Origin of the sequence: Streptomyces pseudovenezuelae, assembly GCF_029892565.1 — a bacterium.
Taxonomy (GTDB): domain Bacteria; phylum Actinomycetota; class Actinomycetes; order Streptomycetales; family Streptomycetaceae; genus Streptomyces; species Streptomyces pseudovenezuelae_A.
In genome coordinates this window covers 786392-811232 of record NZ_JARXVH010000002.1, presented here as the reverse complement: position 1 = coordinate 811232, position 24841 = coordinate 786392, and the positions used below count along the sequence as shown (strand labels likewise).

At 70.8% G+C, this 24841-nt stretch carries 24 protein-coding genes; 9 read left to right on the top strand and 15 right to left on the bottom strand.

Annotated elements, in window-relative coordinates; genetic code table 11:
• Window positions 1-67: 67 nt before the first annotated feature.
• Together M2283_RS08350 and M2283_RS08345 are read right to left on the bottom strand one after the other, a co-directional pair.
• The gene (locus M2283_RS08350) at window positions 68-1669 is read right to left on the bottom strand and encodes a GMC family oxidoreductase (protein WP_280875450.1); all 1602 of its coding nucleotides are present in this window, start codon (window positions 1667-1669) and stop codon (window positions 68-70) included.
• A gap of 24 nt (window positions 1670-1693) precedes the next feature.
• On the bottom strand, window positions 1694-2560 hold the full coding sequence (locus tag M2283_RS08345) for a crotonase/enoyl-CoA hydratase family protein (protein ID WP_280875449.1): 867 nt from the start codon (window positions 2558-2560) through the stop codon (window positions 1694-1696).
• 105 nt (window positions 2561-2665) lie between these two features.
• On the opposite strand from M2283_RS08345, the gene M2283_RS08340 reads away from it, so the two are divergent.
• Genes M2283_RS08340 through M2283_RS08330 form a run of 3 tightly spaced genes read left to right on the top strand, consistent with a single transcriptional unit; the run spans window position 2666 to window position 5618 of the window.
• A complete protein-coding gene (locus tag M2283_RS08340; RefSeq protein ID WP_280875448.1) occupies window positions 2666-3451 on the top strand; it encodes an enoyl-CoA hydratase/isomerase family protein in 786 nt (261 codons plus the stop codon).
• A gap of 5 nt (window positions 3452-3456) precedes the next feature.
• Window positions 3457-4599: an acyl-CoA dehydrogenase family protein gene (locus M2283_RS08335; RefSeq protein WP_280875447.1), complete on the top strand. Its 1143-nt coding sequence runs from the start codon at window positions 3457-3459 to the stop codon at window positions 4597-4599.
• The gene (locus M2283_RS08330; protein WP_280875446.1) at window positions 4596-5618 is read left to right on the top strand and encodes a TIGR03617 family F420-dependent LLM class oxidoreductase; all 1023 of its coding nucleotides are present in this window, start codon (window positions 4596-4598) and stop codon (window positions 5616-5618) included. The genes M2283_RS08335 and M2283_RS08330 overlap by 4 nt, the downstream gene beginning before the upstream one ends.
• A gap of 7 nt (window positions 5619-5625) precedes the next feature.
• Here the strand turns inward: M2283_RS08330 and M2283_RS08325 are convergent, their stop codons facing one another.
• The 6 genes from M2283_RS08325 to M2283_RS08300 form a co-directional block, all read right to left on the bottom strand.
• Complete coding sequence (locus M2283_RS08325) at window positions 5626-6384, bottom strand: FadR/GntR family transcriptional regulator (RefSeq protein WP_280875445.1); 759 nt, start codon at window positions 6382-6384, stop codon at window positions 5626-5628.
• 5 nt (window positions 6385-6389) lie between these two features.
• Window positions 6390-6791, bottom strand: coding sequence for a Zn-ribbon domain-containing OB-fold protein (locus M2283_RS08320; RefSeq protein WP_280875444.1), 402 nt, complete (start codon window positions 6789-6791; stop codon window positions 6390-6392).
• On the bottom strand, window positions 6788-7939 hold the full coding sequence (locus tag M2283_RS08315) for a thiolase family protein (RefSeq protein ID WP_280875443.1): 1152 nt from the start codon (window positions 7937-7939) through the stop codon (window positions 6788-6790). The genes M2283_RS08320 and M2283_RS08315 overlap by 4 nt, the downstream gene beginning before the upstream one ends.
• A 4-nt stretch (window positions 7940-7943) precedes the next feature.
• Window positions 7944-9518: an AMP-binding protein gene (locus M2283_RS08310; protein ID WP_280875442.1), complete on the bottom strand. Its 1575-nt coding sequence runs from the start codon at window positions 9516-9518 to the stop codon at window positions 7944-7946.
• 34 nt (window positions 9519-9552) lie between these two features.
• On the bottom strand, window positions 9553-11043 hold the full coding sequence (locus tag M2283_RS08305; RefSeq protein WP_280875441.1) for an aldehyde dehydrogenase family protein: 1491 nt from the start codon (window positions 11041-11043) through the stop codon (window positions 9553-9555).
• Between the two features lie 93 nt (window positions 11044-11136).
• Window positions 11137-12279 (bottom strand): acyl-CoA dehydrogenase family protein, encoded by a 1143-nt coding sequence (locus tag M2283_RS08300; protein WP_280875440.1) that lies wholly within the window; start codon window positions 12277-12279, stop codon window positions 11137-11139.
• A gap of 85 nt (window positions 12280-12364) precedes the next feature.
• On the opposite strand from M2283_RS08300, the gene M2283_RS08295 reads away from it, so the two are divergent.
• Genes M2283_RS08295 through M2283_RS08270 form a run of 6 tightly spaced genes read left to right on the top strand, consistent with a single transcriptional unit; the run spans window position 12365 to window position 17724 of the window.
• On the top strand, window positions 12365-13120 hold the full coding sequence (locus M2283_RS08295; protein WP_280875439.1) for an SDR family NAD(P)-dependent oxidoreductase: 756 nt from the start codon (window positions 12365-12367) through the stop codon (window positions 13118-13120).
• Window position 13121: 1 nt separating this feature from the next.
• On the top strand, window positions 13122-13901 hold the full coding sequence (locus M2283_RS08290; protein WP_280875438.1) for an enoyl-CoA hydratase/isomerase family protein: 780 nt from the start codon (window positions 13122-13124) through the stop codon (window positions 13899-13901).
• A 28-nt stretch (window positions 13902-13929) separates the two neighbouring features.
• A complete protein-coding gene (locus M2283_RS08285; RefSeq protein ID WP_280875437.1) occupies window positions 13930-15096 on the top strand; it encodes a CaiB/BaiF CoA transferase family protein in 1167 nt (388 codons plus the stop codon).
• Window positions 15097-15099: 3 nt separating this feature from the next.
• Window positions 15100-16011: an SDR family NAD(P)-dependent oxidoreductase gene (locus tag M2283_RS08280; RefSeq protein WP_280875436.1), complete on the top strand. Its 912-nt coding sequence runs from the start codon at window positions 15100-15102 to the stop codon at window positions 16009-16011.
• Window positions 16008-16538: a DoxX family protein gene (locus tag M2283_RS08275; protein WP_280875435.1), complete on the top strand. Its 531-nt coding sequence runs from the start codon at window positions 16008-16010 to the stop codon at window positions 16536-16538. Before M2283_RS08280 ends, M2283_RS08275 begins: the two co-directional genes overlap by 4 nt.
• 28 nt (window positions 16539-16566) lie before the next feature.
• Window positions 16567-17724 (top strand): acyl-CoA dehydrogenase family protein, encoded by a 1158-nt coding sequence (locus tag M2283_RS08270; RefSeq protein ID WP_280875434.1) that lies wholly within the window; start codon window positions 16567-16569, stop codon window positions 17722-17724.
• Window positions 17725-17781: 57 nt separating this feature from the next.
• Here M2283_RS08270 and M2283_RS08265 read toward each other — a convergent pair whose 3' ends face one another.
• Genes M2283_RS08265 through M2283_RS08235 form a run of 7 tightly spaced genes read right to left on the bottom strand, consistent with a single transcriptional unit; the run spans window position 17782 to window position 24685 of the window.
• Window positions 17782-18897 carry an acyl-CoA dehydrogenase family protein gene (locus M2283_RS08265; RefSeq protein WP_280875433.1) on the bottom strand — a complete coding sequence of 372 codons (1116 nt, stop codon included), beginning with the start codon at window positions 18895-18897 and terminating at the stop codon, window positions 17782-17784.
• Window positions 18894-20114, bottom strand: coding sequence for an acyl-CoA dehydrogenase family protein (locus M2283_RS08260; RefSeq protein ID WP_280875432.1), 1221 nt, complete (start codon window positions 20112-20114; stop codon window positions 18894-18896). Before M2283_RS08260 ends, M2283_RS08265 begins: the two co-directional genes overlap by 4 nt.
• Before the next feature lie 13 nt (window positions 20115-20127).
• Window positions 20128-21276 (bottom strand): thiolase family protein, encoded by a 1149-nt coding sequence (locus tag M2283_RS08255; RefSeq protein WP_280875431.1) that lies wholly within the window; start codon window positions 21274-21276, stop codon window positions 20128-20130.
• Window positions 21273-21716: a Zn-ribbon domain-containing OB-fold protein gene (locus tag M2283_RS08250; RefSeq protein ID WP_280875430.1), complete on the bottom strand. Its 444-nt coding sequence runs from the start codon at window positions 21714-21716 to the stop codon at window positions 21273-21275. The genes M2283_RS08255 and M2283_RS08250 overlap by 4 nt, the downstream gene beginning before the upstream one ends.
• 1 nt (window position 21717) lies before the next feature.
• Complete coding sequence (locus tag M2283_RS08245; RefSeq protein ID WP_280875429.1) at window positions 21718-22629, bottom strand: SDR family oxidoreductase; 912 nt, start codon at window positions 22627-22629, stop codon at window positions 21718-21720.
• Window positions 22630-22631: 2 nt separating this feature from the next.
• Window positions 22632-23363: a hypothetical protein gene (locus M2283_RS08240; protein ID WP_280875428.1), complete on the bottom strand. Its 732-nt coding sequence runs from the start codon at window positions 23361-23363 to the stop codon at window positions 22632-22634.
• Complete coding sequence (locus M2283_RS08235; RefSeq protein ID WP_280875427.1) at window positions 23363-24685, bottom strand: phenylacetate--CoA ligase family protein; 1323 nt, start codon at window positions 24683-24685, stop codon at window positions 23363-23365. Before M2283_RS08235 ends, M2283_RS08240 begins: the two co-directional genes overlap by 1 nt.
• Between the last annotated feature and the right edge of the window lie 156 nt (window positions 24686-24841).

Sequence of the window (24841 nt, the reverse complement as noted above, 5' to 3'; positions counted from 1 at the left end):
CACTTCAGGGAAACGACGACAATGTTTCGGACAGATCTCATGGGTCCGTCAAAGTGTCGCGCTGCGGTCAGGCCTTGTCCAGGACGAGGTCGGCGGCCCGCCAGGCCATGGCCATGATCGGCCCGTTGAGGTTGCCGGAGACCATGGTCGGCAGGACCGAGCAGTCGACTATCCGCAGGCCGGCGATGCCACGCACGCGCAGTCGGGCGTCCACTACGTCGTCCTCGGCCGGGCCCATCGCGCAGGTCCCGACGGCGTGGTAGCCGCAGCGTCCGTGGTCGAGGCCCGCGTCGATGATCTCCTGGTCGTCACGGACCGCTGGGCCTGGCAACGTTTCGGCCATGATCCGGTCGGCGATCGGCTCGGCCCCGAAGAGCTCGCGCATGCGGCGGAAGAGGGTGGTGCCGACGCGGCGGTCGTGCTCGGAACCGTAGTAGTTCGGCGTGATCGCGAGGGGTGCTTCCGGGTCGGCAGAGGTGATGTGGAGACCGCCCTCGGCAGTGGGGCGCAGGACATAGCCGAGACCCATCACACCGGGCTCGCGCTCCACACCGGTCTCCTTGCCGGGGACATCCGGCAGGAGGGAGACCGGAGCGATGAGCAACTGCGCGTCCCGGCGGGCGAGTTCGGGGCGGGTCTTGAGGAAGGCGATGACGTCGAAGGCGGGAGCGGCAAGCGGTCCGCGGCGGGTTGCCAGATATCTGGCCCCCGACAAGGCCTGTCGCAGCGGGGTGCTCAACGCCTTGTTGTAGCCGAGGTTGTCCCTGAGCCGGTACTGGACGACGAAGCAGCGGTGTTCGCGCAGCCTGCCGCCGACGTGCGGGCTGTCGACCAGGACGTCGACGCCGGCCGCCCTGAGCGTCTCGGCCGGGCCGACGCCGGAGAGCTGGAGGATCTTGGGCGTCGCAACGCTGCCGGCGGAGAGGATCACCTCGCGCCGGGCGTGGAAGTCGGCCTCCCGGCCCTTGCTGCGGGCGTGTACGCCGACCGCTCTGCCGTTCTTCGTCAGGACTCTCGTCACGAGGGTGTCCACCGACACGGTCAGGTTCGGCCGCCGCTCGGCCGGGTGCAGGAAGGCGCGGGCGGCGCTGAACCGCGTGCCGTTCTTGAGAGTGGCCATGGCGTAGCCGATGCGTTCGTCGTCGCTCGCGTTGAGGTCGTCCACACGGTGCCAGCCGAGTCCGGCGCCGGCGGCGATGGCCTGTTCGCAGAGCGGCTCCGCCCTCGGCGCGGTCGAGATGTGCAACGGCCCGCCGCTGCCCCGGAGTTCGGAGGCGCCGAGCGCGTTGTCCTCGATCCGCCGGAAGGCCGGCAGCATGGTGTCCCAGCCCCAGCCGGGGTTGCCGAGCCGCTCCAGCTCGTCGTAGTCGGCGCGGTCACCGCGGTTGTAGACCATTCCGTTGACCGAGCTGGAGCCGCCGAGCGTCCGGCCCCGGACCCAGTGTTCGACCCGGCCGCTCGGCCCCACCGGTTCGACCGGGTAGTGCCAGGCGAATCGAGGATCACCCAGCAGTTTGCCGAAGCCCTTGGGCATCCTGATCAGCGGTGTGCTGTCCCTGCCGCCCGCCTCGATCAGCAGCACGGACGTCCCGGCATCGGCGGAGAGGCGGTCGGCGAGGACACATCCCGCCGAACCGGCGCCCACCACGATGTAGTCGAACGTTGCCATCGGTTCCCCCTGTTCCAGTGACCTCTACTCCCCGAAGGGCCGGAACTCCTCCTCCTGCCACCAGGGGTAGAGGGCCGGCATGTCCTTGCTGACCCGGCCCGGGAACTCGGGCGGCCGCTTGGCCAGGAACGACTCGACACCCTCCACGGGGTCCGGGCCGCCGCCGATCTGGCTCATGATCCGCGAGTCGAGCCGGTGGGCGGTCATCGGGTGGGGCTCGCCGAGCATCCGCCACATCATCTGGCGGGAGAGGGCGACCGAGATCGCCGAGGTGTTCTCCGCAATCTCCCGGGCGAGTTCGTACGCCGCCGGCAGCAGCTCCTCCGGCGGGTGGACGGAGCGCACCAGCCCGGCGGACAGTGCCTCGTCGGGGCCGAAGACGCGGCCGGTCGCCACCCATTCCATGGCCCGTTGCATACCCACGGCCCGCGGCAGGAACCAGCTCGCCGCGGACTCCGGCACGATGCCTCGACGCGCGAACACGAAGCCGAACTTCGCCGAGGTCGAGGCCAGCCGGATGTCCATGGGCAGCGTCATGCCGGCCCCGACACCGGCCGCGGGGCCGTTGACCGCCGCGATGACCGGCTTGGCGCTGGAGAAGATCCGCAGCGCGACCCGGCCGCCGGTGTCCCGGTGCCCGGCGCCTGCCCTTCGGTGGTCGAAGGACGACCCGCCGGAGCTGACGTCGGCGCCCGCGCAGAAACCGCGCCCGGCTCCGGTCACCACGATCACCCGTACGTCGTCGTCGGCGTCGGCCGCGTCCAGGACGTCGAGGAGGTCGCCCATCATCTGGGGGTTGAAGGCGTTCAGCTTCTCGGGGCGGTTGAGGGTGACGGTGAGGATCCTCTCCACCACCTCGGCCCGCACGGTCTCGTACTCCTGCTCCGGCATGCGCGTCCTCCGTCGGGCTCGTCACTCCGCGACCTGGTTCTCATAAAGCTCAATTAGTTATAGCATTCAACTCTACTGACCTGTTCGTGGATGGTGGCGGTGGAGATGACGGATCTGGTGGTGACGGCGCTCGGGCCGGTCCGGCTGATCGAGCTGAACCGGCCGGACCAGCTCAACGCGATGAGCGAGGAACTGCACTCCGGCCTCGCGTCGGTCTGGGACACGGTCGCCGACGACCCGGAGGCACGGGTGGTGGTGCTCACCGGGCGGGGAAGGGCGTTCAGCGCGGGCGGCAACTTCGACATCATGACCCGGGTCCAGCGCGACCCCGCCTTCCGGCAACAGAACGTCGACGAGGCCCGGCGGATCATCACCGGCCTGGTCCGCTGCCCGCTGCCGGTGATCGCTGCGGTCAACGGGCCCGCCGTGGGCCTCGGTTGCAGCCTGGCCCTGCTGAGCGACCTGGTACTGATCGCGGACGACGCCTACGTGGCCGACCCGCATGTCCAGGTCGGCCTCGTCGCGGGCGACGGCGGCGCTCTGGTCCTGCCCCTCCTCGTCGGCCTGACCCGGGCGAAGGAACTGCTCTTCCTGGGCGACCGGATGAGCGCCGAGGAGGCGGTCCGGCTCGGCGTCGCCAACCGTGTCGTACCGAAGGACAAGCTCCTGGACGAGGCCATGGACCTGGCCGGACGGCTGGCCGCCCTGCCCACGCAGGCGCTGCGCGGCACCAAGCGGGCGGTGAACCTGCATCTGGAGCAGGCCATGGCCGCCGTACTGGAGCCTGCGCTGCTCGCCGAACGGGACAGCATGCACGACCCGGACCACATCGCCGCGGTGGAGAAGATCATCACCTCGCGCGGTCGTCGTCGAGCCGGCGCGGAGGGCTGAACGGCATGGACTTCGCGTTCAGTAACGAGCAGGAGGAACTGCGGCGCACCGTACGGGCGTTCCTCGCGGCCACCTCGCCCGAGACCGAGACGCGGCGATTGATGGAGACGCCGGAGGGCTTCGACCGGGCGCTGTGGCGCCGGATGGGGACGGAACTCGGCCTTCAGGGACTGGCCGTCCCCGAGGAGTACGGCGGTGCCGGGTGCGGGCCGGTCGAAGTGGGTGCGGTCATGGAGGAGATGGGCCGGGCGCTGCTGTGCGCACCCTTCCTCTCCTCGGCCGTGCTGGCGACGACCACGCTGCTGCGCTGCGACGACGAGGACGCCCGCAAGTCCCTGCTGCCCGGACTCGCCTCGGGCGAACTGGTCGGGACGCTGGCCCTGACCGAGGACTCCGCCCGCTGGGACGCGACGGGGATCCAACTCAACGCCCGTGCATCAGACGGGCGTTGGCTGCTGACCGGACACAAGATGTTCGTCCTGGACGGTGCCACCGCCGACGTCGTCCTCACCGTCGCCCGCACCGACGACGGCATCGGCGTCTTCTGGGTGGACGGCGACGCGGCCGGACTGACCCGCACTCCCCTCCCCACGATGGACCCGACCCGCCGGCAGGCCCGCCTCGACTACGACGACGTATCGGCAACCAGGCTGCGTACGCACGCAGACGGCTGGGATCTCGTCTCGCAGGTGCTCGACCGGGCCCTGGTGACGCTCGCCGCCGAGCAGGTGGGAGTGGCCTCCCGCGCGCTGGACATGGCAGTGGAGTACGCCAAGGTCCGGCACCAGTTCGGGCGGCCCATCGGCTCCTTCCAGGCCGTGAAGCACCTTCTCGCCGATGTCCTCCTCGAAGTGGAGTCGGCACGCGCCGCCGCGCACTTCGCGCTGCTCGCCGCCGAGGGCGACGATCCGAAGCTGCCCACGGTGGCGAGTCTGGCCAAGGCGTTCTGCTCGGACGCCTGTCTGCAGGCGACGGAACAGAACATTCAGGTCCACGGAGGCATCGGCTTCACGTGGGAGCACCCGGCCCACCTGTTTCTGAAGCGGGCCAAGACGTCACAACTCCTGTTCGGGGACCCGGCGTACCACCGCGAACTGCTCGCGCGGCACATCGGACTGGACGCGGTCACAGCGGAGGGAACGGCATGAAGGTCGACGGCAAGCTCAGCGTATGGGGCACTACGGAGGTCGTGGAGGAGGCTCGCCACCACGAGAAGGCGGGCTATGACGGCCTGTGGGCCTCGGAGTCCAAGCACGACCCGTTCCTGCCGCTGCTGCTCGCGGCCGAGCACACCGACCGGCTGGAGGTCGGTACGGCGATCGCGGTCGCGTTCGCCCGCTCCCCCATGCAACTCGCCTACACCGCACACGACTTGCAGGCCTACGCCGGCGGACGCTTCTCGCTCGGCCTCGGCAGCCAGATCAAACCGCACATCGAGCGGCGCTTCGCCATGCCGTGGAGCCGCCCCGCCGCCCGTATGCGGGAGTACGTGAGCGCGCTGCGCGCCATCTGGGCCGCCTGGAACGAGGGCGAGACGCTCGACTTCCGCGGCGACTTCTACACGCACACGCTCATGCCCCCCTTCTTCTCTCCCCCGCCCGCTCCCGGCGGCGCCCCGAAGGTCTTCGTGGCCGCGGTCGGGGAGGCGATGACCCGGGTGGCGGGCGAGGTCGCCGACGGACTCCTGGCGCATGGCTTCACCACCGAGCGGTACCTGCGGGAGGTGACCCTGCCCACCGTCGAGGCGGGCCTGGAGCGGTCCGGGCGCACGCGCGGCGACTTCTCCGTCTCCCATCTGCTGCTCACCGCGACCGGCCGCACCGAGGAGGAGCTGGCCCGCGCGATCGACGGCACCCGCCGCCAGATCGCCTTCTACGGCAGCACACCCGCCTATCGCGGTGTCCTGGAACTGCACGGCTGGGGCGAACTCGGCGACGAGCTGAACGCGCTGTCGAAGTCGTCCCGCGAGGACAGGTGGGAGGCGATGGGCGGGCTCGTCGACGACGAGGTCCTGCACACCTTCGCGGTCGTCGCGGAGCCGCAGCGGGTGGCGGGCGAGATCAGCCGCCGGTACGGAGCTCTGGTCGACCGGGTGTCCTTCTACACCGCGTACGAGATCGACGCCGAGGTGTGGGAGCCGATCGTGCAGGAACTGCACGGCAGTTGACGGTGCGTCAGGCGAGCAGGTCCAGGACCGTCGTCATGGACCTGCTCTGCAGCAGGTAGTCCTCGGCCTCCTGGAGGTGGAGGCGCCACAACTCCTCCGCGGCCTCGGTGCGGCGCCCAGCCACCAGATCGACGAGGGCGCCGTGGGCCCGGAAGCCCCGGCGGTTTGCCCGGATGTTCTCGGGGCTGCCGGCGTCGAGGTCGACATGCGACCAGTTCGCCTGGTCGATGATGTGCCGGACCATGCCGTTGAGGACGCTCAGCGTCTCGTTGCCGGCGAGTTCGACGACGAGGGCGTGGAACTCCATGTGGGCGCGGATGAAGGCCGAGGGGTCGTCCATGAGTCCCTCGGCCTCGGCGACGGAGGCCCGCAGCCGCTCCAGGTCCTGGTCCGTGCGGCGCTGGGCCAGCAGACCGGCGCACGGCGCCTCGATGACCGTACGGGCGTCGTAGACGTCCTTGAGGGTCGTACCGCGGTACTCGAGGACCACCCCTGCGTAGCGGGCGGCGACCGTGCCCTCCGGGACCTGCACCCGCGCCCCGCCCCGGGCGCCCCGGCGCACGCTGATCAGCGACTCCGACTCCAGTACCCGGAACGCCTCGCGCAGCGTCGGCCGGGAGACGGCGAACTCCGCCATCAGGGCCGTCTCGGCAGGCAGCGCGTCCCCCTCGGCCAGTTCCCCGCGCACGATCTTGCGGCGCAGCTGTGCCGCCACCAGCTCGGCCATCTTGGGGACCCGTACCGGCGTGTTCGTCACGGCATCCATCTCCTTCAGTCACAGGGGACCGGTACGAAGTACGGCAGGGTGATCTCGTCGGTGAGAGGTCGGAAGTCCACGCGCACCCGCATCCCGATGACCACGCTGTCCGGGTCGCCCGCATCGACGTGGGACAGCAGTGTGCCGCCCTCGTCCAGGTCGATCGCAGCCAGCGCGAAGGGTGTGCCGAAGCCGGGGCCGGGTGCGCGGTGCACCACGGTCACCGAGTAGACGGTGCCCCGGCCGGCGCTGGGCACGTACTGCCAGTCCGCCGACATGCAGCCGGGGCAGGCGGGTTCGGGCACGAAGAAGCGCAGCCCGCAGCCCGGGCAGTGCGGGACGACCAGGTCACCGCGCCTGGCCGCGTCCCAGAACGGCCGGGACAGCGCGGTGGGCACGGGTACGGGGCGGCTCATCGCCTCCTCCCCAGCACGCTCATCTCGTAGTGCTGCGCGCCGGAGCCGGCGTTGCCGACGACCGCCAGCTCCGCGCCCTCGACCTGGTGGACGGCCGTGCCGCGCAACTGCCGTACGGCCTCGACGACTTTGAGTGTCATCTGCTGGGTTCCGTTCCACGCGTACGCCAGGCAGCCGCCGTCGGGATTGACGGGATGCTTGCCGCCGACGGCGATGGCACCGCTGGCCGCCAAAGGTCCGCCCTCGCCCTCGCCGCACAGCCCGAGCGCCTCCAACTGCCGGATGATCTCGAAGGAGTTGGGGTCGTAGAGGGAGAAGACGTCCACATCGTGGGGGCCCACACCGGCCATGGCGTAGGCGCGGCCGGCCGCATCCCGGCCGAGTTGCCCGACCTCCCGGTACAGCGCGGGGTTGGCGTACGCAGCCTGGTGGTACTCCATGCCGCCGCCGAGTACGGCGACGGGCGGGTGGGGCAGGTCCCGGGCCCGTTCGGCGGTGGTCACCACGAGGGCGGCGCCGCCCTCGCCGACGATGCAGCAGTCCAGCAGGTGGAACGGTGCGGCCACCATGCGGGAGCCGAGCACGTCGTCGGCGGTGTACGGCCCTCGGCCGTACATCATCGCCTCCGGGTTGGTGGTGCCGTTGTTGCGGATGGTGGCGGCGACCTCCGCGAGCTGACGGGAGGTCGTCCCGTACTGGTGCATGTGCCGCGCCGCCACCAGCGCGAACTGGGCGACGACGTAGCTGCCCCAGACGTCGGCGAACTCCAGCGGGACCCCTGCGCCGACGGGACCGGCACCGCGCGAGACCAGTTTGCAGCCGCCGACCACCACGGTGTCGGCGAACCCCGCCCGTACGGCTGAGGCCGCCTTCAGCAGGCCCCGCGAGCCGGCGTTGTCGAGCATCGAGTCACTGGTCCAGCGCAGGTCCCGGCCTAGCATCCGGGCCCAGGAGCTGCCCTCGCCGGGAACGCCACCCGGGCCGGGCCAGTCGACCTGGGCGCCGTCGACGTCCGCCGGGGTCAGCCCGGCGTCCTCGATCGCGCCGCGCACCGCTTCGAGAGCGAGGCCCATCGCGTCGCGGTGCGGGAGAGACAGGGCCTGCTCGGTGGCGTGCACGCCGACGACGACGGGTTGACGTTCGTTCACGAGGTCACCGCCCCGCGCCGAGCGTGTCTCCGCCGGGGTAGCCGCCACCGCCGAAGCGCTCGTCGAGCGCCTCGTAGTCCTTGCCGAAGTCCTTGGTGCGCGGCAGCGCCTCGACGAACTCCACCGTCTTGGGCTTCTTGTACGAGGCGATCCGCGCCCGGCAGTGCTCGATGACGTCCGCCGCCGTGAGCGCCTCGGCGTCCTGGTGCAGCACGACGACCGCTTTGACGTCCTGCGCCCAGCGCTCGTTGGGCACGCCGATCACGGCGGCCTCCTTGACGGCCGGGTGCGACTCGATGCAGTTCTCCACCTCGGCCGGGAAGATGTTCTCGGCCGCCGACTTGAGCATGCGGGTCGTGGTGCCGAGGAAGCTGATCGTGCCGTCGGGCTCGCGCCGGCCGAGGTCGGTGGTGTGCCACCAGCCGAAACGGAAGCGTTCCTCGTTGATCTCGGGCCGGTTCCAGTAGCCGAGGTGCACGAGGTCGCCGCGGACACAGATCTCGCCCGCCTCGCCGACCGCCCGCTCCTCGCCTGTGCCGTCGAGGATGCGTACGGCGGTGAAGGGACCGGGCCGTCCCGCGTTGCCGGTGCCCGTACCTCCGTAGGCGCCCGTCACGGCGAAGCCGGTCACCTCGGTCTGGCCGTAGCCGCGGCCCTCGCCGCCGCCGTTGCGGGTGAAGCGGCTCCGGTCGGTGGGGACCGTACCCTGCCACAGCGGGGCGGCGACACTGGCCCGCAGGTGGGAGAGGTCGTGGCCCGCCTCCCTGTTGAGGACGACGAGTTGGGCGATCGTCGGCGGCATCAGGTACGCGTGCGTGCACCGCTCCTCCGCCAGCAGCGGGAGCAGTTCCTCGGCGACGACCCGGCGGACGACGACGTTCTTGCCACCGTGCACGAAGGCCGGGACGCCCCAGAACTGGTAGTTGCCGATATGGAACATCGGTCCGGCGCCGAGGAAGGCCGTCTCGGTGCCGATGTCCCCCATCCAGGCGGCGCTCGCGCCCATGGCGAGGAGATTGCGGTGCGAGAGCATCGAGCCGGACTGACGTCCGGAGATCGCCGCGGTGTAGATGACCAGCAGCGGGGAGTCCGGGTCGACGTCGACGGCCGGGTCCTCGGCCGCGCCAGAGGCCAGGAAGGACTCATAGGAGCCGGGGCCCTCCGTGTCGTGCCGCAGCCACAACGCCCGGTGGTCGCTGCCCAGTTCGGCCCGCGCCTTGCCCACCGTGTCGCCGATCTCCTCGTCCTGCCAGATCACCACCCGGGGGTCGAAGTCCTCGACCGCGAACGCCATTTCGGGGGCGGCCCAGCGCCAGTAGCCGGGACACACCATGGCGCCGATCTTCGCGGCGGCGCCGAGCAGTTCCCAGATACGGAAGGAGTTCTGCCCCAGCCACAGGATCCGGTCGCCGGGACCGACCCCGGCGACCGTGAGGGCCTGGGCCAGGCGGTTGGTGCGCTCGTCCAACTGCGGCCAGGTCAGCCGGACTTCGGCGTCGACGAGGGCGACGCCGTCGGGGAAGGACCTTCGGTGCTCACGGATGATGTCGCCGAACGTCAGGCGGCGGACGGAATGCATGCTCTTGGCTCCAAAGGCTTTCGGAAGGTGGGAGTCAGACGCGGCTGATGCCGACACCTTTGACACTGACGAACTCGTCCAGACCGGCCTTGCCGCCCTCCCGGCCGAACCCGCTCATCCCGACGCCGCCGAACGGCGTGGCGGGCGAAGTGATCGGATTCGGACCGGGGTTGACGTAGACCGTCCCGGCTTTCAGACGTGGCACCAGACGGTTGACGCGTCCGATGTCACGGGACTGGATGTAGGCGGACAGGCCGTACTGGGTGTCGTTGGCGAGAGCGACGGCCTCGTCCTCGGTGTCGAAGGGGGTGATGGCCAGGACCGGGCCGAAGACCTCCTGCTGGGCGAGGTCGCTGCGGTTGTCGACGTCGGCGAAGACGGTCGGGGAGACGAAGTAGCCTTCGGCGTCGATGCGTTCGCCGCCGAACACGAGTCGTCCCGCACCACCTTCGACCGCCTTGTCGATCAGGCCTTGGACACGATCGCGTGCGGCTTCGTTGATGAGCGGCCCGATGTACGTCGTGGGGTCGAGCGGATCTCCGACGGCGAGGTGGGCCACGACACCGCAGACCCGCGCGACGACCTCGTCGTAGATCGGCCGCTCGACCAGCAGCCGGGTGGGCAGTGCGCAGCCCTGGCCGGTGTTGCTCATGGCGAAGGCCGCGCAGTACGGCACCACGGTGTCGAGGTCGGTGTCGGCGAAGAGCAGGTTGGCGGACTTGCCGCCGAGCTCGAACACGACGGGTTTGAGGCTCGGCGCGGCGTCGGCCATGATGCGGCGCGCGGTGGCGGGGCCGCCGGTGAAGGAGATCTTGTCGACGCCGGGGTGCGTGACGAGGGCCGATCCCGCGTCGCCGAGTCCGGTGACGACGTTGACGACCCCCTCGGGGATGCCCGCCTCGCGGGCCAGGTCGGCGAAGAGCAGCGCGGAGAACGGCGTGGACTCGGCCGGTTTGATGACCACGGTGTTGCCGGCGGCCAGCGAGGGCGGGACTTTCATCGCCAGGGACAGGGCGGGCGAGTTCCAGGTGATGATGTGGCCGATGACGCCGTAGGGCTCGGCGATGGTGTACTCGACGTTCTCGTGCGGGCTGTAGGCCGCACCGACCATGCCCTCGATCTTGTCGGCCCAGCCGGCGTAGTACTCGGTCCATTCGGCGACATGCGGTCCGACACTCTCCGCCCAGCCGCCGATGCAGACGCCGTTCTCCAGTGGGCAGATCGCCGCGAAGTCGGGGATGTGGTCGCGGAGGAGTTGCGCGAAACGGGTGAGCAGTCGGCGGCGCTCCGCGGGGCGCATGGTGCCCCACACCTCGAAGGCCTGGCGGGCGGCGGCCACAGCCCGGTCCACCTCGGTCGGGCCCGCGAGCGGGACGCGCGCCTGGACGAGGCCGGTCGCCGGGTTGCGGTGCTCGTAGAAACCGCCACTCGTGTCGGTGACGTCCTTGCCGCCGATGACCAGTCGGGGCCGCGGCAGGTCGCGCTCCGCCCTGTCCTGGTGCAGCTTCACATCGACCGTGACCACGGATGCCTCCCTGAACCCGTCCGGTGCCGTGCACCCATCCAGGTTAAATAGCTAACCTATTTATCCAAGGTAGTCAATGAGTGGAACCCACCCTCAGAGCCCCAGCGACCGCCCGATGATCTCCTGCATGATCTCCGAGGTTCCGCCGAACACCCGCTGCACCCGGCTGTCGCGCCAGATCCGGGCGATCTCGTACTCGTTGACGTAGCCGTAGCCGCCGAACAGCTGCATACAGCGGTCGATGACCTGCCAGCCGGTCTCCGAGGTCCAGTACTTGGCCGCCGCGGCCTCCTCGGCCGTCAACTCGCCCTGGAACAGGGCCATGATGCAGCCGTCCACATAGACCCGGGCAGCGCCCAGCTTTGCCTTGATGTCGGCGAGGGCGAACCGGTTCGCCTGGAACTCTCCGATCGGCTGCCCGAACGCCGTACGGGTCTTGGCGTAGTCCAGCGCCAGCTCGTACGCCCGCTCGGCGGCCGCCAGCGAGGAGACGGCGATGGCGAGGCGCTCGGTCGGGAGGTTGCCCATCATGTGGTAGAAACCGCGGTTCTCCTGTCCGATGAGGTTCTCGGCGGGGACGCGGACCTCGTGGAAGAAGAGCTCGGCGGTGTCCTGCGCCTTCATCCCGACCTTGTCGAGCTTGCGCCCGCGCTCGAAGCCCTCCGCACCGCGCTCGACGACGATCAGGCTGATGCCCTTGTGCCCGGCGTCCGGGTCGGTCTTGCAGGCGACGATGACCAGGTCGGCCAGGATGCCGTTGGTGATGAACGTCTTGGACCCGTCGACGACCCACTCGTCGCCGTCCCGACGGGCGGTGGTGCGGATGGCCTTGAGGTCGGACCCGGCGGCCGGCTCGGACAGCGCGAGCGCGCAGATCGTCTCGCCGCTGGTGACTCCGGGCAGCCAACGGGCCTTCTGCTCAGGGGTGGTGAGGTGGGTCAAGTAGGGCGGGATGACGTCGTTCTGCAGCCCGAGCCCGATGCCGACCGAGCTGGTGGCCGCCATCTCCTCCGCCATGATGGCGTTGTAGCGGAAGTCCCAGATCCCCTGGCCGCCGTACTCCTCCGGGAACTGCCAGCCGATGAGACCGGCCTTGCCCGCGGCCGTCCATGCGGCCCGGCTCACCTGCCCGTCCCGCTCCCACTGCTCGGCGTACGGGGCGCATTCCCGCAGGTAGTAGGAGCGGGCGGTGTCCCGGAACAGGTCGTGCTCCTCGGTGAAGATCGTACGGCGCATGCTCGACTCCGCTCAGGCATCTCGCTTATTTAGCTGAAGTAGTTATACGATAGCGCTGTATCGGAAGCCGGGCGAGGGAGGGCGCGTGATCGTACGGGACAAGGTGGCGCTCGTCACCGGAGCGGGCCGCGGCATCGGCGAGGCGATCGCGGACCGCCTCGCCGCCCACGGAGCCACGGTCGCCGTCTGCGACCTGGACGCGGAGGCGGCCGGCAAGGTCGCGGGCCTGCTCGCGGATCGGTATGGCGTGCGGACCACGGGAGTCGGCGCGGACATCTCCGACAGCGCGGCCGTACGTGCCGCCGTGGAGCGCGTGACCGCCGAACTCGGCCCGGTCGACGTCCTGGTCAACAACGCGGCCGTCGATGTGATCGGCCGTTTCGTGGACAGCACCGAGGAATCCTGGGACCGCATCATCGCCGTCAATCTGCGGGGCACCATCACCATGACCCGGGCCGTCCTCGACTCGATGATCGAGCACGGCGGCGGCCGGGTCGTCCTCATCGCCTCGGACGCCGGCCGGGTCGGCTCGTCCGGCGAGGTCGTGTACTCCGCGACGAAGGGCGGTGTCATCGCCTTCGGCAAGGCCCTGGCCCGCGAGATGGCGCGGCACGGCATCACCGTGAACAGCGTCTGCCCGGGGCCGACCGACACCGCACTGCTCGGGCAGGTCGCCGAGTACAGCCAGAAGATGTACGACGCGACCGTGCGGGCGATACCGCTGCGCCGCGTCGCCCAGCCCGCCGACATCGCCGGTGTGGTGGCCTTCCTCGCGTCCGACGACGCCGCCTACATGACCGGGCAGACGCTCTCGGTCAGCGGCGGACTCACGATGGTCTGAGGTGAGCACCGTGCTGCGTGTCGAACTCCGGGACCGGATCGCCGTGTTGACCCTCGACCGGCCGAGGCAGCTCAACGCGATCGGCTCCGGGACCGTGGACCGGCTCACCCGGGCGCTGAACGACCTGCGCGACAACGACGACATACGCGCCCTGGTCGTGACCGGGGCAGGCCGGGCCTTCTCGGCCGGGGCCGACATCGGTGAGATCGAGTCGTTCACGGCACCTGGGCAGTTCCGCTCCTTCGTGGGGAGGCTGACCGACGCCTACGCGCTGCTCGAGGACTTCCCCAAGCCCTCGGTCGCGGCCGTCCACGGGTTCGCCTTCGGCGGCGGTCTTGAACTTGCGCTCGCCTGTGACCTGCGGGTGGCGGAGCGCGGTGCCCGGCTGGGCCTGCCCGAGATGAAGCTCGGCGTGCTGCCGGGCGCGGGCGGCACACAGCGGCTGCCGCGCCTGGTCCCCGCCGCGATCGCCAAACAGATGATCCTCACCGGCGAACCGATCGACGCCGAGCGGGCGCACTCGCTCGGGCTGGTCAATCAACTGGCCGAGCCCGGTGAGGCGTTGCCCGTTGCCGAGGCGCTCGCCGCCACGCTGACGGCCGGGGCCCCGCTGGCACTCGCGGCGGGCAAGCGGCTGGTCGACCACGGCCTCGGGATGGACCTGGAAACGGCGATCTCGTACGAGCGGGAGACCGTCTCGGTGCTGTTCTCCACCGAGGACCGGGCCGAGGGGCTCAAGGCCTTCCGGGAGCGCCGCCCCGGCGACTTCCGTGGCAAGTAGCGCGCGTACCGACACAGGGAGGTGGGCCGTGCGGCCACTGGAGGGCATTTCGGTCGTCGAGCTGGGCATGTGGGTGGCGGCACCGGCCGCGGCCACCATGCTCGCGGACTGGGGCGCGGACGTGGTGAAGGTGGAGGCGCCGACCGGTGACCCCAACCGCTACACGCTCCGGCACGTCGGCCAGGACATCGACAGCGCGCCCCCGTTCGAGACCGACAACCGCGGCAAGCGCGGGATCGTCCTCGACCTGCGCTCGGAGGAGGGCAAGGGCGTACTGGAACGGCTGCTGGAGCGCGCCGACGTCTTCGTCACCAACCTCCGCCCCGGCGCGCTGGAGCGGCTGGGTCTGGCCCCGGACGAGCTGCGTGCCCGCCATCCCCGCCTGGTCGTCGGCACGTTGACCGGGTACGGCTGGACGGGAGCGGAGCGCGACCGTGCCGGCTACGACGTCTCCGCCTTCTGGGCGCGGCCCGGCATCGCCGCCATGCTCAACCCGGCGGGTGAGCCGCCGCCCGGCATCCGGCCAGGCCTCGGAGACCGTACGGCTGCGGCGAACCTGGTGGCGGGCGTACTCGCCGCGCTGCTGCGCCGCGAACGCACCGGCGAGGGCGGGGTGGTGGACGTCTCGCTGCTGCGGTCCGGCACCTACGCCAACGGAAACGACCTCGCCCTGCAGAACTTCTTCGGCAGGCGCGGCCGTACCCGTCACCGGACCGAACACGAGTCCCCGCTCTACAACAGCTACCGGGCCGCCGACGACCGCTGGTTCTGGCTGGTCGGCCTGGAAGGCAACCGGCACTGGCCCGGGGTCGTCAAGGCGCTCGGTCGCGAGGACCTGGAGACGGACGAGCGGTTCGCGACCGGCAAGGAGCGGCGTGCACACGTACGCGAGTTGATCGCCGTGTTCGACGAGGAGTTCGCGAGTCGGCCGCTGGACGAGTGGGCGGAGCGGTTCGACGCCGAGGGCGTGTGGTGGGCGCCGGTGCAGACCCTGGCCGAGGTGTCGGCCGATCCGCAGGCCGAGGCGGTCGGGGCGTTCGTCGAACAGCCCGGCATGGGCGAGGCACCGCCGCTGCGCACGGTGGCCACGCCGGTCGCCTTCTGGGGTGTCGACGACAAACCGCGCGGCGGCGCGCCGACGCTCGGCGAACACACCGACGAAGTACTCCGCGAACTCGACATATCCGGGAGGTAGAAGGTGGGCATCCTCGACGACAAGGTCGCCATCGTGACCGGCGGAGGCCGGGGGCTGGGCCGGGCGCACTGCCTGGCGCTCGCCGAGGCCGGCGCGACCGTGGTGGTGAACGATCTCGGCTCCGGCGTGCACGGGGAGAACACCGGCGACTCCCCCGCCGACGAGGTCGTCGCCGAGATCACCAAGCTCGGCGGGCAGGCGGTCGCCAACCATGCATCGGTGACCGACTGGACGGCGACCGAGACCATGGTCGCGGACACGGCCGCCGAGTTCGGGCGCCTCGACATCGTCGTGAACAACGCGGGGATCGTGCGCGACCGCATGCTGTTCTCGATGACCGAGGCCGAGTTCGACGCCGTGATCGCGGTCCACCTCAAGGGCACCTTCGCACTCACCCGGCATGCGTGCGCGTACTGGCGCGAGGCGTCGAAGCGGGGCGAGCGCGTCACCGGCCGCGTCATCAACACGACGTCCGGGACCGGCCTGTTCGGCAACCAGGGGCAGTCCAACTACGGTGCCGCGAAGGCCGGAATCGCCGGGCTCACCGTCCTCACCGCCCTGGAGATGCGCAAGTACGGCGTCACCGCGAACGCCATCTCGCCGATCGCGGCCACGCGGATGACGGATGGCCTGTCCGTCGGTGAATCACTGCGCGCCATCGACGGCTTCGACCCGCGCGACCCCGCCAACGCCTCGGGCGTCGTCGTCTACCTGGCCTCCGACAGCGCGGCCTGGCTGACCGGCCAGGTCCTGCGCATCGAGGGCAACCGGCTGAACCGGCTCCAGGGCTGGACCGTCGCCGGCGTCCACCCCAGCGAGTCGGGACAGGCCCTCACCTACGACGAACTCGTGGACGCCGTACCGCAGTTGTACGGTGTCGCCCCCGCGGGACGGGCCACCGGAGTCGGCCAGTGAGGGCACGGGGCCATGACATCGCCGCGCTCGCCCTGCGGGCGACGCTCGGCCCGATGCTCTTCGCGCACGGCTGGAACAAGGTCGCCGGGCCGGGCGGGCTCAAGGGCACGACGGGCTGGTTCGAGGCGCTCGGACTGCGGCCCGCGGAGGTGCACGCGCGCATGGCGGCCGGGACCGAGATGGCGGCAGGCGTGGGCATCGCGCTGGGCGCGGCCAACCCCCTCCCGGCGGCGGCAGCCGTCGGTCTGATGACCGTGGCGGCCCGGACCGACCATCGGGGCAAGGGCTTCTTCGTCTTCAAGGGTGGCTGGGAGTACGTCGGTGTCGTGGGCGGCGCGGCCGTCGCCCTGGCGGCACTGGGCCCCGGCAGGTACTCGCTGGACGGGGTGCTGCGCCGCCAACGCACGGGCGCGGGGCCCGCGTTGCTGGCCCTGGGGGTCGGAACGGCGAGCGCCGCCGCGCTGCTGGCCGTGTGCTACCGGCCCGAGCGGAAGCCGAAGCCGGACGAGGCAGAAACAGCTGACTAGGGCCAATTGGGGCAACAAGGGAGTCGACATGGACGCGGCTGACTTCAGCGCGGTGCTGTCCGAGGTCCGGCGCTTCGTGCGCGAGCGCGTCGTACCGCTGGAGGCGGAGATCGACGAGAAGGACGAGATGCCCGCGGAGATCCGCGAGGCGGCCAAGAAGATGGGCCTGTTCGGCTTCGCGCTGCCCGAGGAGTACGGCGGGCTGGGGCTGTCGATGTACGAGGAGGCCCAGTTGATGTTCGAGCTGGGGTACACCACTCCGTCCCTGCGCTCGATGTTCGGGACGAACAACGGCATCGCCGGGCACGTCCTGATGGTCGGCGGCACCGAGGAGCAGAAGGCGGACTGGCTGCCGAGGATCGCCTCGGGCGACGTCCTGGCGTCGTTCGCGCTCACCGAGGCGGACGCGGGTTCCGATCCCTCGACCCTGACCACGAGGGCGCACCTCGACGGCGACGACTGGGTGATCAACGGTGCCAAGCGGTACATCACCAACGCCCCGCTCGCCGACGTCTTCATGGTCTTCGCCCGCACGGACCCCGACGCCCCGCGCACCCGCGGTATCTCCACCTTCCTGGTCCCGGCGGGCACCCCGGGCCTGACCGTGGCTCCCAAGGACCACAAGATGGGCCAGTTCGGCGCCTGGACCGCGGACGTGTACTTCGACGACGTCCGCGTACCGGCGTCCGCCCTCGTCGGCGGCGACGCCGGTCTCAACCGGGGCTTCGCCACGGCGATGGGCTGCATCGCGCACGGCCGGGTGCACATCTCGTCCCTGTGCGTGGGCATGGCCGAGCGCCTGGTCGACGAGTCGGTCGAGTACGCCCGCACCCGCCGCCAGTCGGGCAAGCTCATCGGCTCCTTCCAGCTCGTGCAGGGCCTGATCGCCGACTCCATGACCGACTACTACGCCGGCCGCGCCACGGTCCTGGAGGCCGCCCGGGCGTTCGACGCCGGTACGGACACGAAGATCGGCCCGTCCTGCACGAAGTACTTCGCCAGCGAGATGGTGTGGCGGGTCGCGGACCGCGCGGTCCAGGTCCACGGCGGGGCGGGCTATATGCGCGGAGTCGCCGTCGAACGCTTCTACCGCGACGCCCGCCTGTTCCGCATCTACGAGGGCACCAGTCAGATCCAGCAGGTCATCATCGCGAAAGCGCTGCTGGGCGAGGCGGCCCGCGGCTGACCGGCACCGACGACGAAGGCCCCGGGGCGCCCCGGGGCCTTCGTCGTCGTGGTCTCCTCAGATCCCGAGCCGGTCCAGCAGTCGCTCCTGGTACACCGCAGGCCCGCCGAACAGCAGCTGCGAGGACTTGGCGCGCCGGAAGTACAGATGCGCCGGGTGCTCCCAGGTGAAGCCGATGCCGCCGTGGACCTGGATGTTCTCCATGGCCGCGAACATGTACGCCCGTGAGCAGCACGCGTGCGCCACGGCCGCGGCGACGGGGAACTCCGCGGAGCCCTCGTCGGCCAGTCGCGCCGCCTCCCGGGACGCGGCCTCGGCCAGTTCCACCTGGACGAGCATGTCCGCACACTTGTGCTTGACCGCCTGGAAGGAGCCGATCGGCCGGCCGAACTGGTGCCGGGTGCGGGCGTACTCGGCACTCGTCTCCAGGCATCTGCGCGCCCCGCCCGACTGTTCGGCGGCGAGCCCGACCGACGCGACGTCCACAACCTTGGCCATGGTCCGCCCGCCCGCCCCGTCCGCGCCGACGAGCATCGCGGACACCGCGTCGAACGTCAGCCGGGCCATCGCCCGGGTGGCGTCGAGTGTCTCCATGGGTTCGGCCGCCAGGCCCGTGGCGTCCCGGTTCACTGCGAAGAGCGAGGGGCCGGCGACGGTGCGGGCGACGACAAGGAGCAGATCGGCGGTCGTGCCGTCGATGACGAAGCACTTGCGGCCGCTCAGCCGCCAGGCGCCGTCCCCGTCCGGCACGGCGCGCGCGGAGATCAGGGCGGGATCCCAGGACCCGCTGTCCTCGGCCACGGCGAGGGCGGCCGTGGTCCCGCCGGCCGCGATGCCGGGGAGGTGACGTGCGCAGGCCTCCCGGTCGCCGGAGGCCAACAGTGCCTGGGCGGCGAGCACGACCGTCGCGAAGAAGGGTGCGCACAGCAGGGCACGGCCCATCTCCTCCAGCACGACGCCGAGTTCGACCAGACCGAAGCCGTCGCCGCCGTACTCCTCCGGGATCGCCAGGCTGGGCAGCCGCAGTTGCTCGGCCGCCTGTGCCCACACCGCCGGGTCGAAGCGGGGCTCACTCTCCATGAGCTTGCGCACGGCTTCCTCGGGCGACTTGACCTCCAGGAACTCCCGTACGGATGACCGCAGTTCCCGCAGTCCGGTCTCGTCGGCGGTCATGACCGCACCTCCTTGGGCAGTCCGAGGACGCGTTCCGCGAGGATGTTCTTCATGATCTCCTCGGTGCCGCCGAGGATGCGCAACGCCGGGGTGGCGAGGAGCAGTTCGGACCAGGCGTAGGTGCCCCACTGCCCGGTGTCGGCGATGATCCGGGGTCCGAGGACGTCGGACACGAAGTGCGCGGCGTGGGTGAGGTTCTGGCCGTACATCAGCTTCGAGACGGACATCTCGGGGCCCGGTGTGCCCCCGGCGCGGAGCGTGCGCAGGGCGCGGGTGTTGAGGTGCCGGGTGGCGAGGGCCTCCACGAGGAGTTCCGCGAGCCGGGCGCGCAGGGCGCGGTCGTCCCAGGTCCAGGTGGCGCGCATCAGGGCCGAGAGGTGGTCCGGGGACAGCGCGGCGGCCACCGGTCCCGCGCCTTCGCTGCCGACGGTCGCGCGCTCGTTCATCAGGGTGGTCAGGGCGACGGTCCAGCCGCCGTCAACGTCGCCGAGCCGGTGGTCGTCGGGGATGCGGACGTCGGTGAGGAAGACCTCGTTGAAGTCCGCGCCGCCGGTCATCTGCCGCAGCGGTCTGACCTCGACGCCGGGGGCGTCCATCGGGACCAGGAAGGCCGTGATCCCTCGGTGCTTGGGCGCGTCCGGGTTCGTGCGGGTGAGCGCGAGCCCGATCTGGCTGTGCTGGGCGACCGAGGTCCACACCTTCTGGCCGTTCAGCACCCACTCGTCGCCCTCCCGGACCGCCCGGGTGGCCACGCTCGCCAGGTCGGATCCCGCGCCGGGTTCGCTGAACAGCTGGCAGGCGACGGCGTCCCCGCGGTACATCGCGGGCAACCACCGCTCCTTGACGGTCGGTTGGGCGTGGGCGAGGATCGTCGGTCCGATCATGCCGAGGCCGATCACGCTGAGCACGCCGGTGTCGGCGACGTCGTACTCGGACTCGACGGCGTCGTAGACCAGGTCGTGGACGGGGGTCAGGCCCCGGCCGCCGTACTCCGTCGGGCCGGTGATCCAGCCGAAGCCGTTCTCGTGGCGGATGCGCTGCCAGTCTCGCGCCCGCTGCACATGCTCCCGTTCCGCCTCGGGCGGGAGGCTGCTGAAGTACGCCATCGAGTCGTCGCCCTCGCCCCAGGTCACGGCGGTGGGGTCGGGGGCCTTGGCCGCGTGGGCGTCGAGGAAGGCGCGTGCCTCGGCCGCGAAGTCCTGTATGTCGTCTGCCATGTCCGCTCTGCCCTCAGGTGCTCAGGATGGTGACCGCCGACACGCCGGGCGCGCCGTACAGGTGGGTGTAGCCGACGCGTGGCGTGCCGGGGATCTGCCGGTCTTTCGCCGTGCCGCGCAGTTGGAGGACGATCTCGTGGATCTGGCGCAGTCCGGACGCGCCGATCGGTTCGCCGTTGCCGAGCAGTCCGCCGTCGGTGTTGACCGGGAGCCTGCCGCCGATCTCGGTGGCGCCCTCGGCGATGAGGCGTTCCTGCTCGCCGTCCTTGCAGAGGCCGTTCTCGGCCATGTGGATGACCTCCGACCCGGCGTCGGTGTCCTGGAGTTGGGCGACGTCGACGTCCTCGGGTCCGATGCCCGCGCGTTCGTACGCCTCCCGCGAGGCGTCCACGGTCGGGCTCGCCACGATCTCCCCGACCGGGAAGGACGGGCTCTGCACCTCGAAGGCGCCGAGCCGGCGGCTTCGCAGGGCGGTGGACCGGATCCGTACGGGCTTCCCGGTGTACTTGTGGGCCTGGTCGGCCCGGCACAGCACGAGGGCCGCGGCGCCCTCGTCCGGGCCGCAGTACATGTACTGGCGGAGGGGGTGGTTGAGAACCGGCGAGGCGAGGATCTCCGCCACGGACAGCGGAGTACGGCGCCAGGCCTTCTCGTTCCGGGCCGCGTTGCCGAAGTTCTTGGCCGCCACCCGCGCCAGGGTCTCGTGCGAGATGCCGTGGTCGTGCATGTAGCGGTTGATCTTCATGCCGAAGAAGTGCGTGGTGAGGAAGAGGCCGGTCTGCCCGTACCAGGAGGGGATGCCCGCGACGGACGGGTCGGCTGCGAAGGCTCCGCGCGGATGCTTGTCCAGGCCGATCGCGATGGCCAGATCGTGCTCGCCGGTCTCGATGGAACGGGCGGCCAGCGCCACCGCCGTACCGGCCGTGGCACAGCCGTTGAACACCCCGCGCAGGGGTACGCCGGTCAGGCCGAGCCGGGCGACGATGGCGTCGGGGTTGGCGACCTCGTAGCTGCCGATGTAACCGCCCTGGATCTGCGGCCAGTTGACGCCCGCGTCGGCAAGCGCGAGGCGTACCGCGTCCGCGCCCATGTCCAGTGCCGGCTTCCCGGGGAACCGGCCGAAGGGGTGAAGCCCCACGCCGATGATGACGGCCTCGGTCACGGTGTCTCCTCCTCGGCCGGGGCGAACGCGAACGTCACGACCTCGGTGCCGTCGTCCTGCACGGTGTAGGGCACGAGCGTCAGCCGCATTTCCTGCCCGATCCTGAGCTTCTCCGGATCCTGTTCGGTGAGGCGGGCTTCCACCAGCAGCTCGCCGGGGAGTTCGATGTATCCGACGGCGTACGGCTCGAAGGCCTCGGGACCGTCGTACGGCGGGGACGGCGGCCGGAAGTTCTGGGTGGTGTACGTCCAGAGCGTCCCGCGCTCCGCCAGCAGCCGTTCCTTTGATTCCGCGCTCGCGCACCGGACGCAGTCCTGGGCGGCGGGGAAGCTCACCAGGGCGCAGGCCACGCATTCGGAGCCGATGAGCCGGAGAGGCGCGCTCCCGTCGGGCGGCCAGGTGAACAGGCCTTCTGCGACGGGTTTTTGAGTAGTCGTCATCTCACGCCCCGTTCCGGTTGCCGAGTGCGTCGGCGTTCGGCGCCGCCTTGGCGACCAGGTTCGGGACGACCGAGGTCAGCTCCTCCGGTGTCCAACGCGACTCCGCGCTCGCGCCGGGGCCGTTGACCCAGCCCTCCAGGACCGTGATGCGGTTGCCGACGACGCCGAAGACCCGGCCGGTGACCTCGCGCGAGGCGGCCGAGCCGAGCCACACCACGAGCGGCGAGATGGCTTCGGGGGTGAGGTCCTGGGCCTCGGCGGCCCGTTTCATCATCTCGATGTCCTCGGTCAGCCGGGTGAGCGCGGTGGGGGCGATGGCGTTCACCGTCACGCCGTAGCGGGCGAGTTCGGCAGCGGCGATCACGGTGAGGCTCGCGATGCCGGCCTTGGCCGAGCCGTAGTTCGACTGGCCGGGGTTGCCGAAGATGCCGGACGGGGAGGTCGTGTTGATCACCCGGGCGTCGTTGCCGTGACCGGACTTGGCACGCTCGCGCCAGTACGCGGCGGCGTGGTGCAGGGTGGCGAAGCTGCCCTTGAGGTGGACGGCGATCACACCGTCCCAGTCCCGCTCGGTCATCGACACGATCATCCGGTCCCGCAGAATGCCTGCGTTGTTGACCAGGACGTCCAGGCCGCCGTAGGTGTCCACGGCCTGTCGGACGAGCCGGCCGGCGCCGTCCCAGGCGGAGATGTCGTCCGTGTTGGCCACCGCCTCTCCGCCGGCCGCGACGATCTCGTCGACCACGGTCTGGGCGGGCCCGGCCGAGGCGCCCGCTCCGTCACGCGCTCCGCCCAGGTCGTTGACCACGACCTTCGCCCCGTGCGCGGCGAACGCCAGGGCGTGCGCCCGGCCGATCCCGTTGCCGGCGCCGGTGACGACCACGACCCGGCCGTCTGCCACTCCTTCGGACATCCTCAACTCCTCGATGACGTTGACTGGTCGGCCTCGGCGAACAGGACCCGCGGGTCCTCGCTGCCACAGGCGCAGCGGCCGGTGATCACCCGCCCGGCGATGCCGAGCGGGGTCTCGGGAAGCAGCGAGGTACGCCCCTCCCCCGCCGCCACGGACAGCTGCCCCTCCCGCACGCCGACCCGCCACTCGGCGGCGTTGACGTGCGCGCCACCTCGCTCGGGGCACTCAAGTGCGAGGGCCGGTCCGACGGCCGTGATCAGGGCGGCGGACACGCCCACCCCACGCAGTACCGGTACGGCGGCGGGCCGGGCCAGCACGACGGGTGTCGACCGGAACATCTCAGCGATGTCGGCCGCGCCGGCCAGCCCCTCCAGGGTCTCCGCCGACAGGCCGATGACCGCGTGCGGGTCGAGTTCGCGGTGGAAGACCGCGGTCCGGCGATGGTCCCAGCCCATCGCCTCGGCGATGCCGTACGTCACCTTCAGCGTGCGCAGGGCGCCGATCACCGCGTGGCCCCAGAAGCCCTCGAAGCCGGAGGTGGTCAGCAGGGCCCGCTGCCCGGCGGCCAGGCCGTGGTCCCGCAGCCGGGCGGTGACCCAGTCGGTGTCGCGGGCGAGCTCCGCCCAGGTCAGTTCCATGTCCCGGATGCCGTCGGAGGTGGGGAAGCGTACGAGGTAGGCGAGTTCGGGCCGGTCGAGGGTCCGGGCCCGGGCCAGGGTGTCGGCGCGGGACATCAACTCTTCACCACCCGGGGGAACTTGGCGACGCTGGTCATGGTTTTCAACAGGTCCTCCTCGGTGCGCATGTCGAGCACCGGCTTGACGCCGGTCCGCTCGCGCACGGCCTCGCCCAGGCGTCCGGCCAGGGCGTCGACGTCGTCGGTGAGACGGGGGTCGTAGCCGACGCGCAGCCGCAGTTCGTCGACCTCGCGCCCGTTCCGGACGATCTGGAAGACGCCCGCCACGGTCTCGGGCTGGTCCTCGACCGCCTGCCAGATGTCCCGCAGGACCACGGAGCGCCCCTGGACCAGGGTTTCGTCGCCGCGCCTGCCGGCCACCCACATCCGGGCGTGGGTGCGCCCGCAACCGCAGCGGTCCCGGGACAGGCGGACGAGATCCTCGCTGCGGTAACGGATCAGCGGTGCGGCCCGGTTGTCGAGGTCGGTGGCGACGAGTTCGCCGAGGTCGCCCTTTGCCGCGTCGCGCCAGCCGTGCTGGTCGACCTCGACGCACTCCGCGAAGACGGTGTCCTCCCAGAGGTGGAAGCCGTCGTGTTCGCGGCACTCCCAGGCGGTGCCGGTGTCGGCGGCGCTGGTGTACTCGTAGACGTCGATGCCCCAGTCCTCGCGGATCCGCTCGCGCATCTTCCGGCTGAGGGGCTGCCCGGCGCAGGAGGCGCCCTTGAGGGAGGAGAACGCCTCCTTGAGATCCGTCTTGCCGGCCAGGTGCTCCAGCTCCACCATCTGCGGATACATCATCTGCAGGTAGGCCGGGCGGTAGGTGCGCAGGGCCTCGACGACCTCGTCCATCTTCCCGAGCCAGGTGTCCACCTCGATGACGACCGCGCCGAGCGCCTGGTAGCCGGGGTCCATGAGGTTGCGGAAGGTGCCGGGCGGGCTCAGCACCCGGTCCCCGGGCCTGAGGCCGAGTTCCCACAGGTCACGCACCTGCGCGGTGACCAGGGGCGGCGCGCCCTCCCAGATCTCGGCGAAGAACTCCGGATCGCCGGTGGTGCCCGAACTGGAGGAGACGGAGGTCAGCTCCTCGGTCGGGACGCAGAGCAGCCCGCCGAAGGGATCGCCGGTGCGGGCCCGGTGGGCGCGCACCATGTCCTTGGTGATGAACGGGATACGTGCCCGGAAGTCGTCCAGGGAGCGGATGTCGCGCGGGTGCACCCCGTGCTCGTCCCAGAGCGCGCGGTAGAAGGCGGAGTTGCCGTAGGCGTACTCGACGAGTTCGACCACCCGCTCTTCCTGCCGTGCCCGCAGCAGGTCGCGGGACATGGTCTCCACCTGTGGCTCGAAGTACCTGTCCCCGGTGTCCCTGTCACCGACCATGGCGCCTCCTCGCGGCTCAGCTGCCCAGATCTTCCAGCTATCAGCGCAATCAGTCAACCAATTCGACGGATTCCCGATGACCTCTCGCGCTCGCTCGATCAATATAGTTAACTATTAGCACTCATTAGACCCTCGGGAGGGCGATGTGAAGATCGT

Excerpts from the sequence above, each read along its gene's own strand:
- M2283_RS08350 (WP_280875450.1), bottom strand. The coding sequence starts at position 1,669 with ATGGCAACGTTCGACTACATCGTGGTGGGCGCCGGTTCGGCGGGATGT.
- M2283_RS08345 (WP_280875449.1), bottom strand. The coding sequence starts at position 2,560 with ATGCCGGAGCAGGAGTACGAGACCGTGCGGGCCGAGGTGGTGGAGAGG.
- M2283_RS08340 (WP_280875448.1), top strand. The coding sequence starts at position 2,666 with ATGACGGATCTGGTGGTGACGGCGCTCGGGCCGGTCCGGCTGATCGAG.
- M2283_RS08335 (WP_280875447.1), top strand. The coding sequence starts at position 3,457 with ATGGACTTCGCGTTCAGTAACGAGCAGGAGGAACTGCGGCGCACCGTA.
- M2283_RS08330 (WP_280875446.1), top strand. The coding sequence starts at position 4,596 with ATGAAGGTCGACGGCAAGCTCAGCGTATGGGGCACTACGGAGGTCGTG.
- M2283_RS08325 (WP_280875445.1), bottom strand. The coding sequence starts at position 6,384 with ATGGATGCCGTGACGAACACGCCGGTACGGGTCCCCAAGATGGCCGAG.
- M2283_RS08320 (WP_280875444.1), bottom strand. The coding sequence starts at position 6,791 with ATGAGCCGCCCCGTACCCGTGCCCACCGCGCTGTCCCGGCCGTTCTGG.
- M2283_RS08310 (WP_280875442.1), bottom strand. The coding sequence starts at position 9,518 with ATGCATTCCGTCCGCCGCCTGACGTTCGGCGACATCATCCGTGAGCAC.
- M2283_RS08300 (WP_280875440.1), bottom strand. The coding sequence starts at position 12,279 with ATGCGCCGTACGATCTTCACCGAGGAGCACGACCTGTTCCGGGACACC.
- M2283_RS08270 (WP_280875434.1), top strand. The coding sequence starts at position 16,567 with ATGGACGCGGCTGACTTCAGCGCGGTGCTGTCCGAGGTCCGGCGCTTC.
- M2283_RS08265 (WP_280875433.1), bottom strand. The coding sequence starts at position 18,897 with ATGACCGCCGACGAGACCGGACTGCGGGAACTGCGGTCATCCGTACGG.
- M2283_RS08260 (WP_280875432.1), bottom strand. The coding sequence starts at position 20,114 with ATGGCAGACGACATACAGGACTTCGCGGCCGAGGCACGCGCCTTCCTC.
- M2283_RS08250 (WP_280875430.1), bottom strand. The coding sequence starts at position 21,716 with ATGACGACTACTCAAAAACCCGTCGCAGAAGGCCTGTTCACCTGGCCG.
- M2283_RS08245 (WP_280875429.1), bottom strand. The coding sequence starts at position 22,629 with ATGTCCGAAGGAGTGGCAGACGGCCGGGTCGTGGTCGTCACCGGCGCC.
- M2283_RS08240 (WP_280875428.1), bottom strand. The coding sequence starts at position 23,363 with ATGTCCCGCGCCGACACCCTGGCCCGGGCCCGGACCCTCGACCGGCCC.
- M2283_RS08235 (WP_280875427.1), bottom strand. The coding sequence starts at position 24,685 with ATGGTCGGTGACAGGGACACCGGGGACAGGTACTTCGAGCCACAGGTG.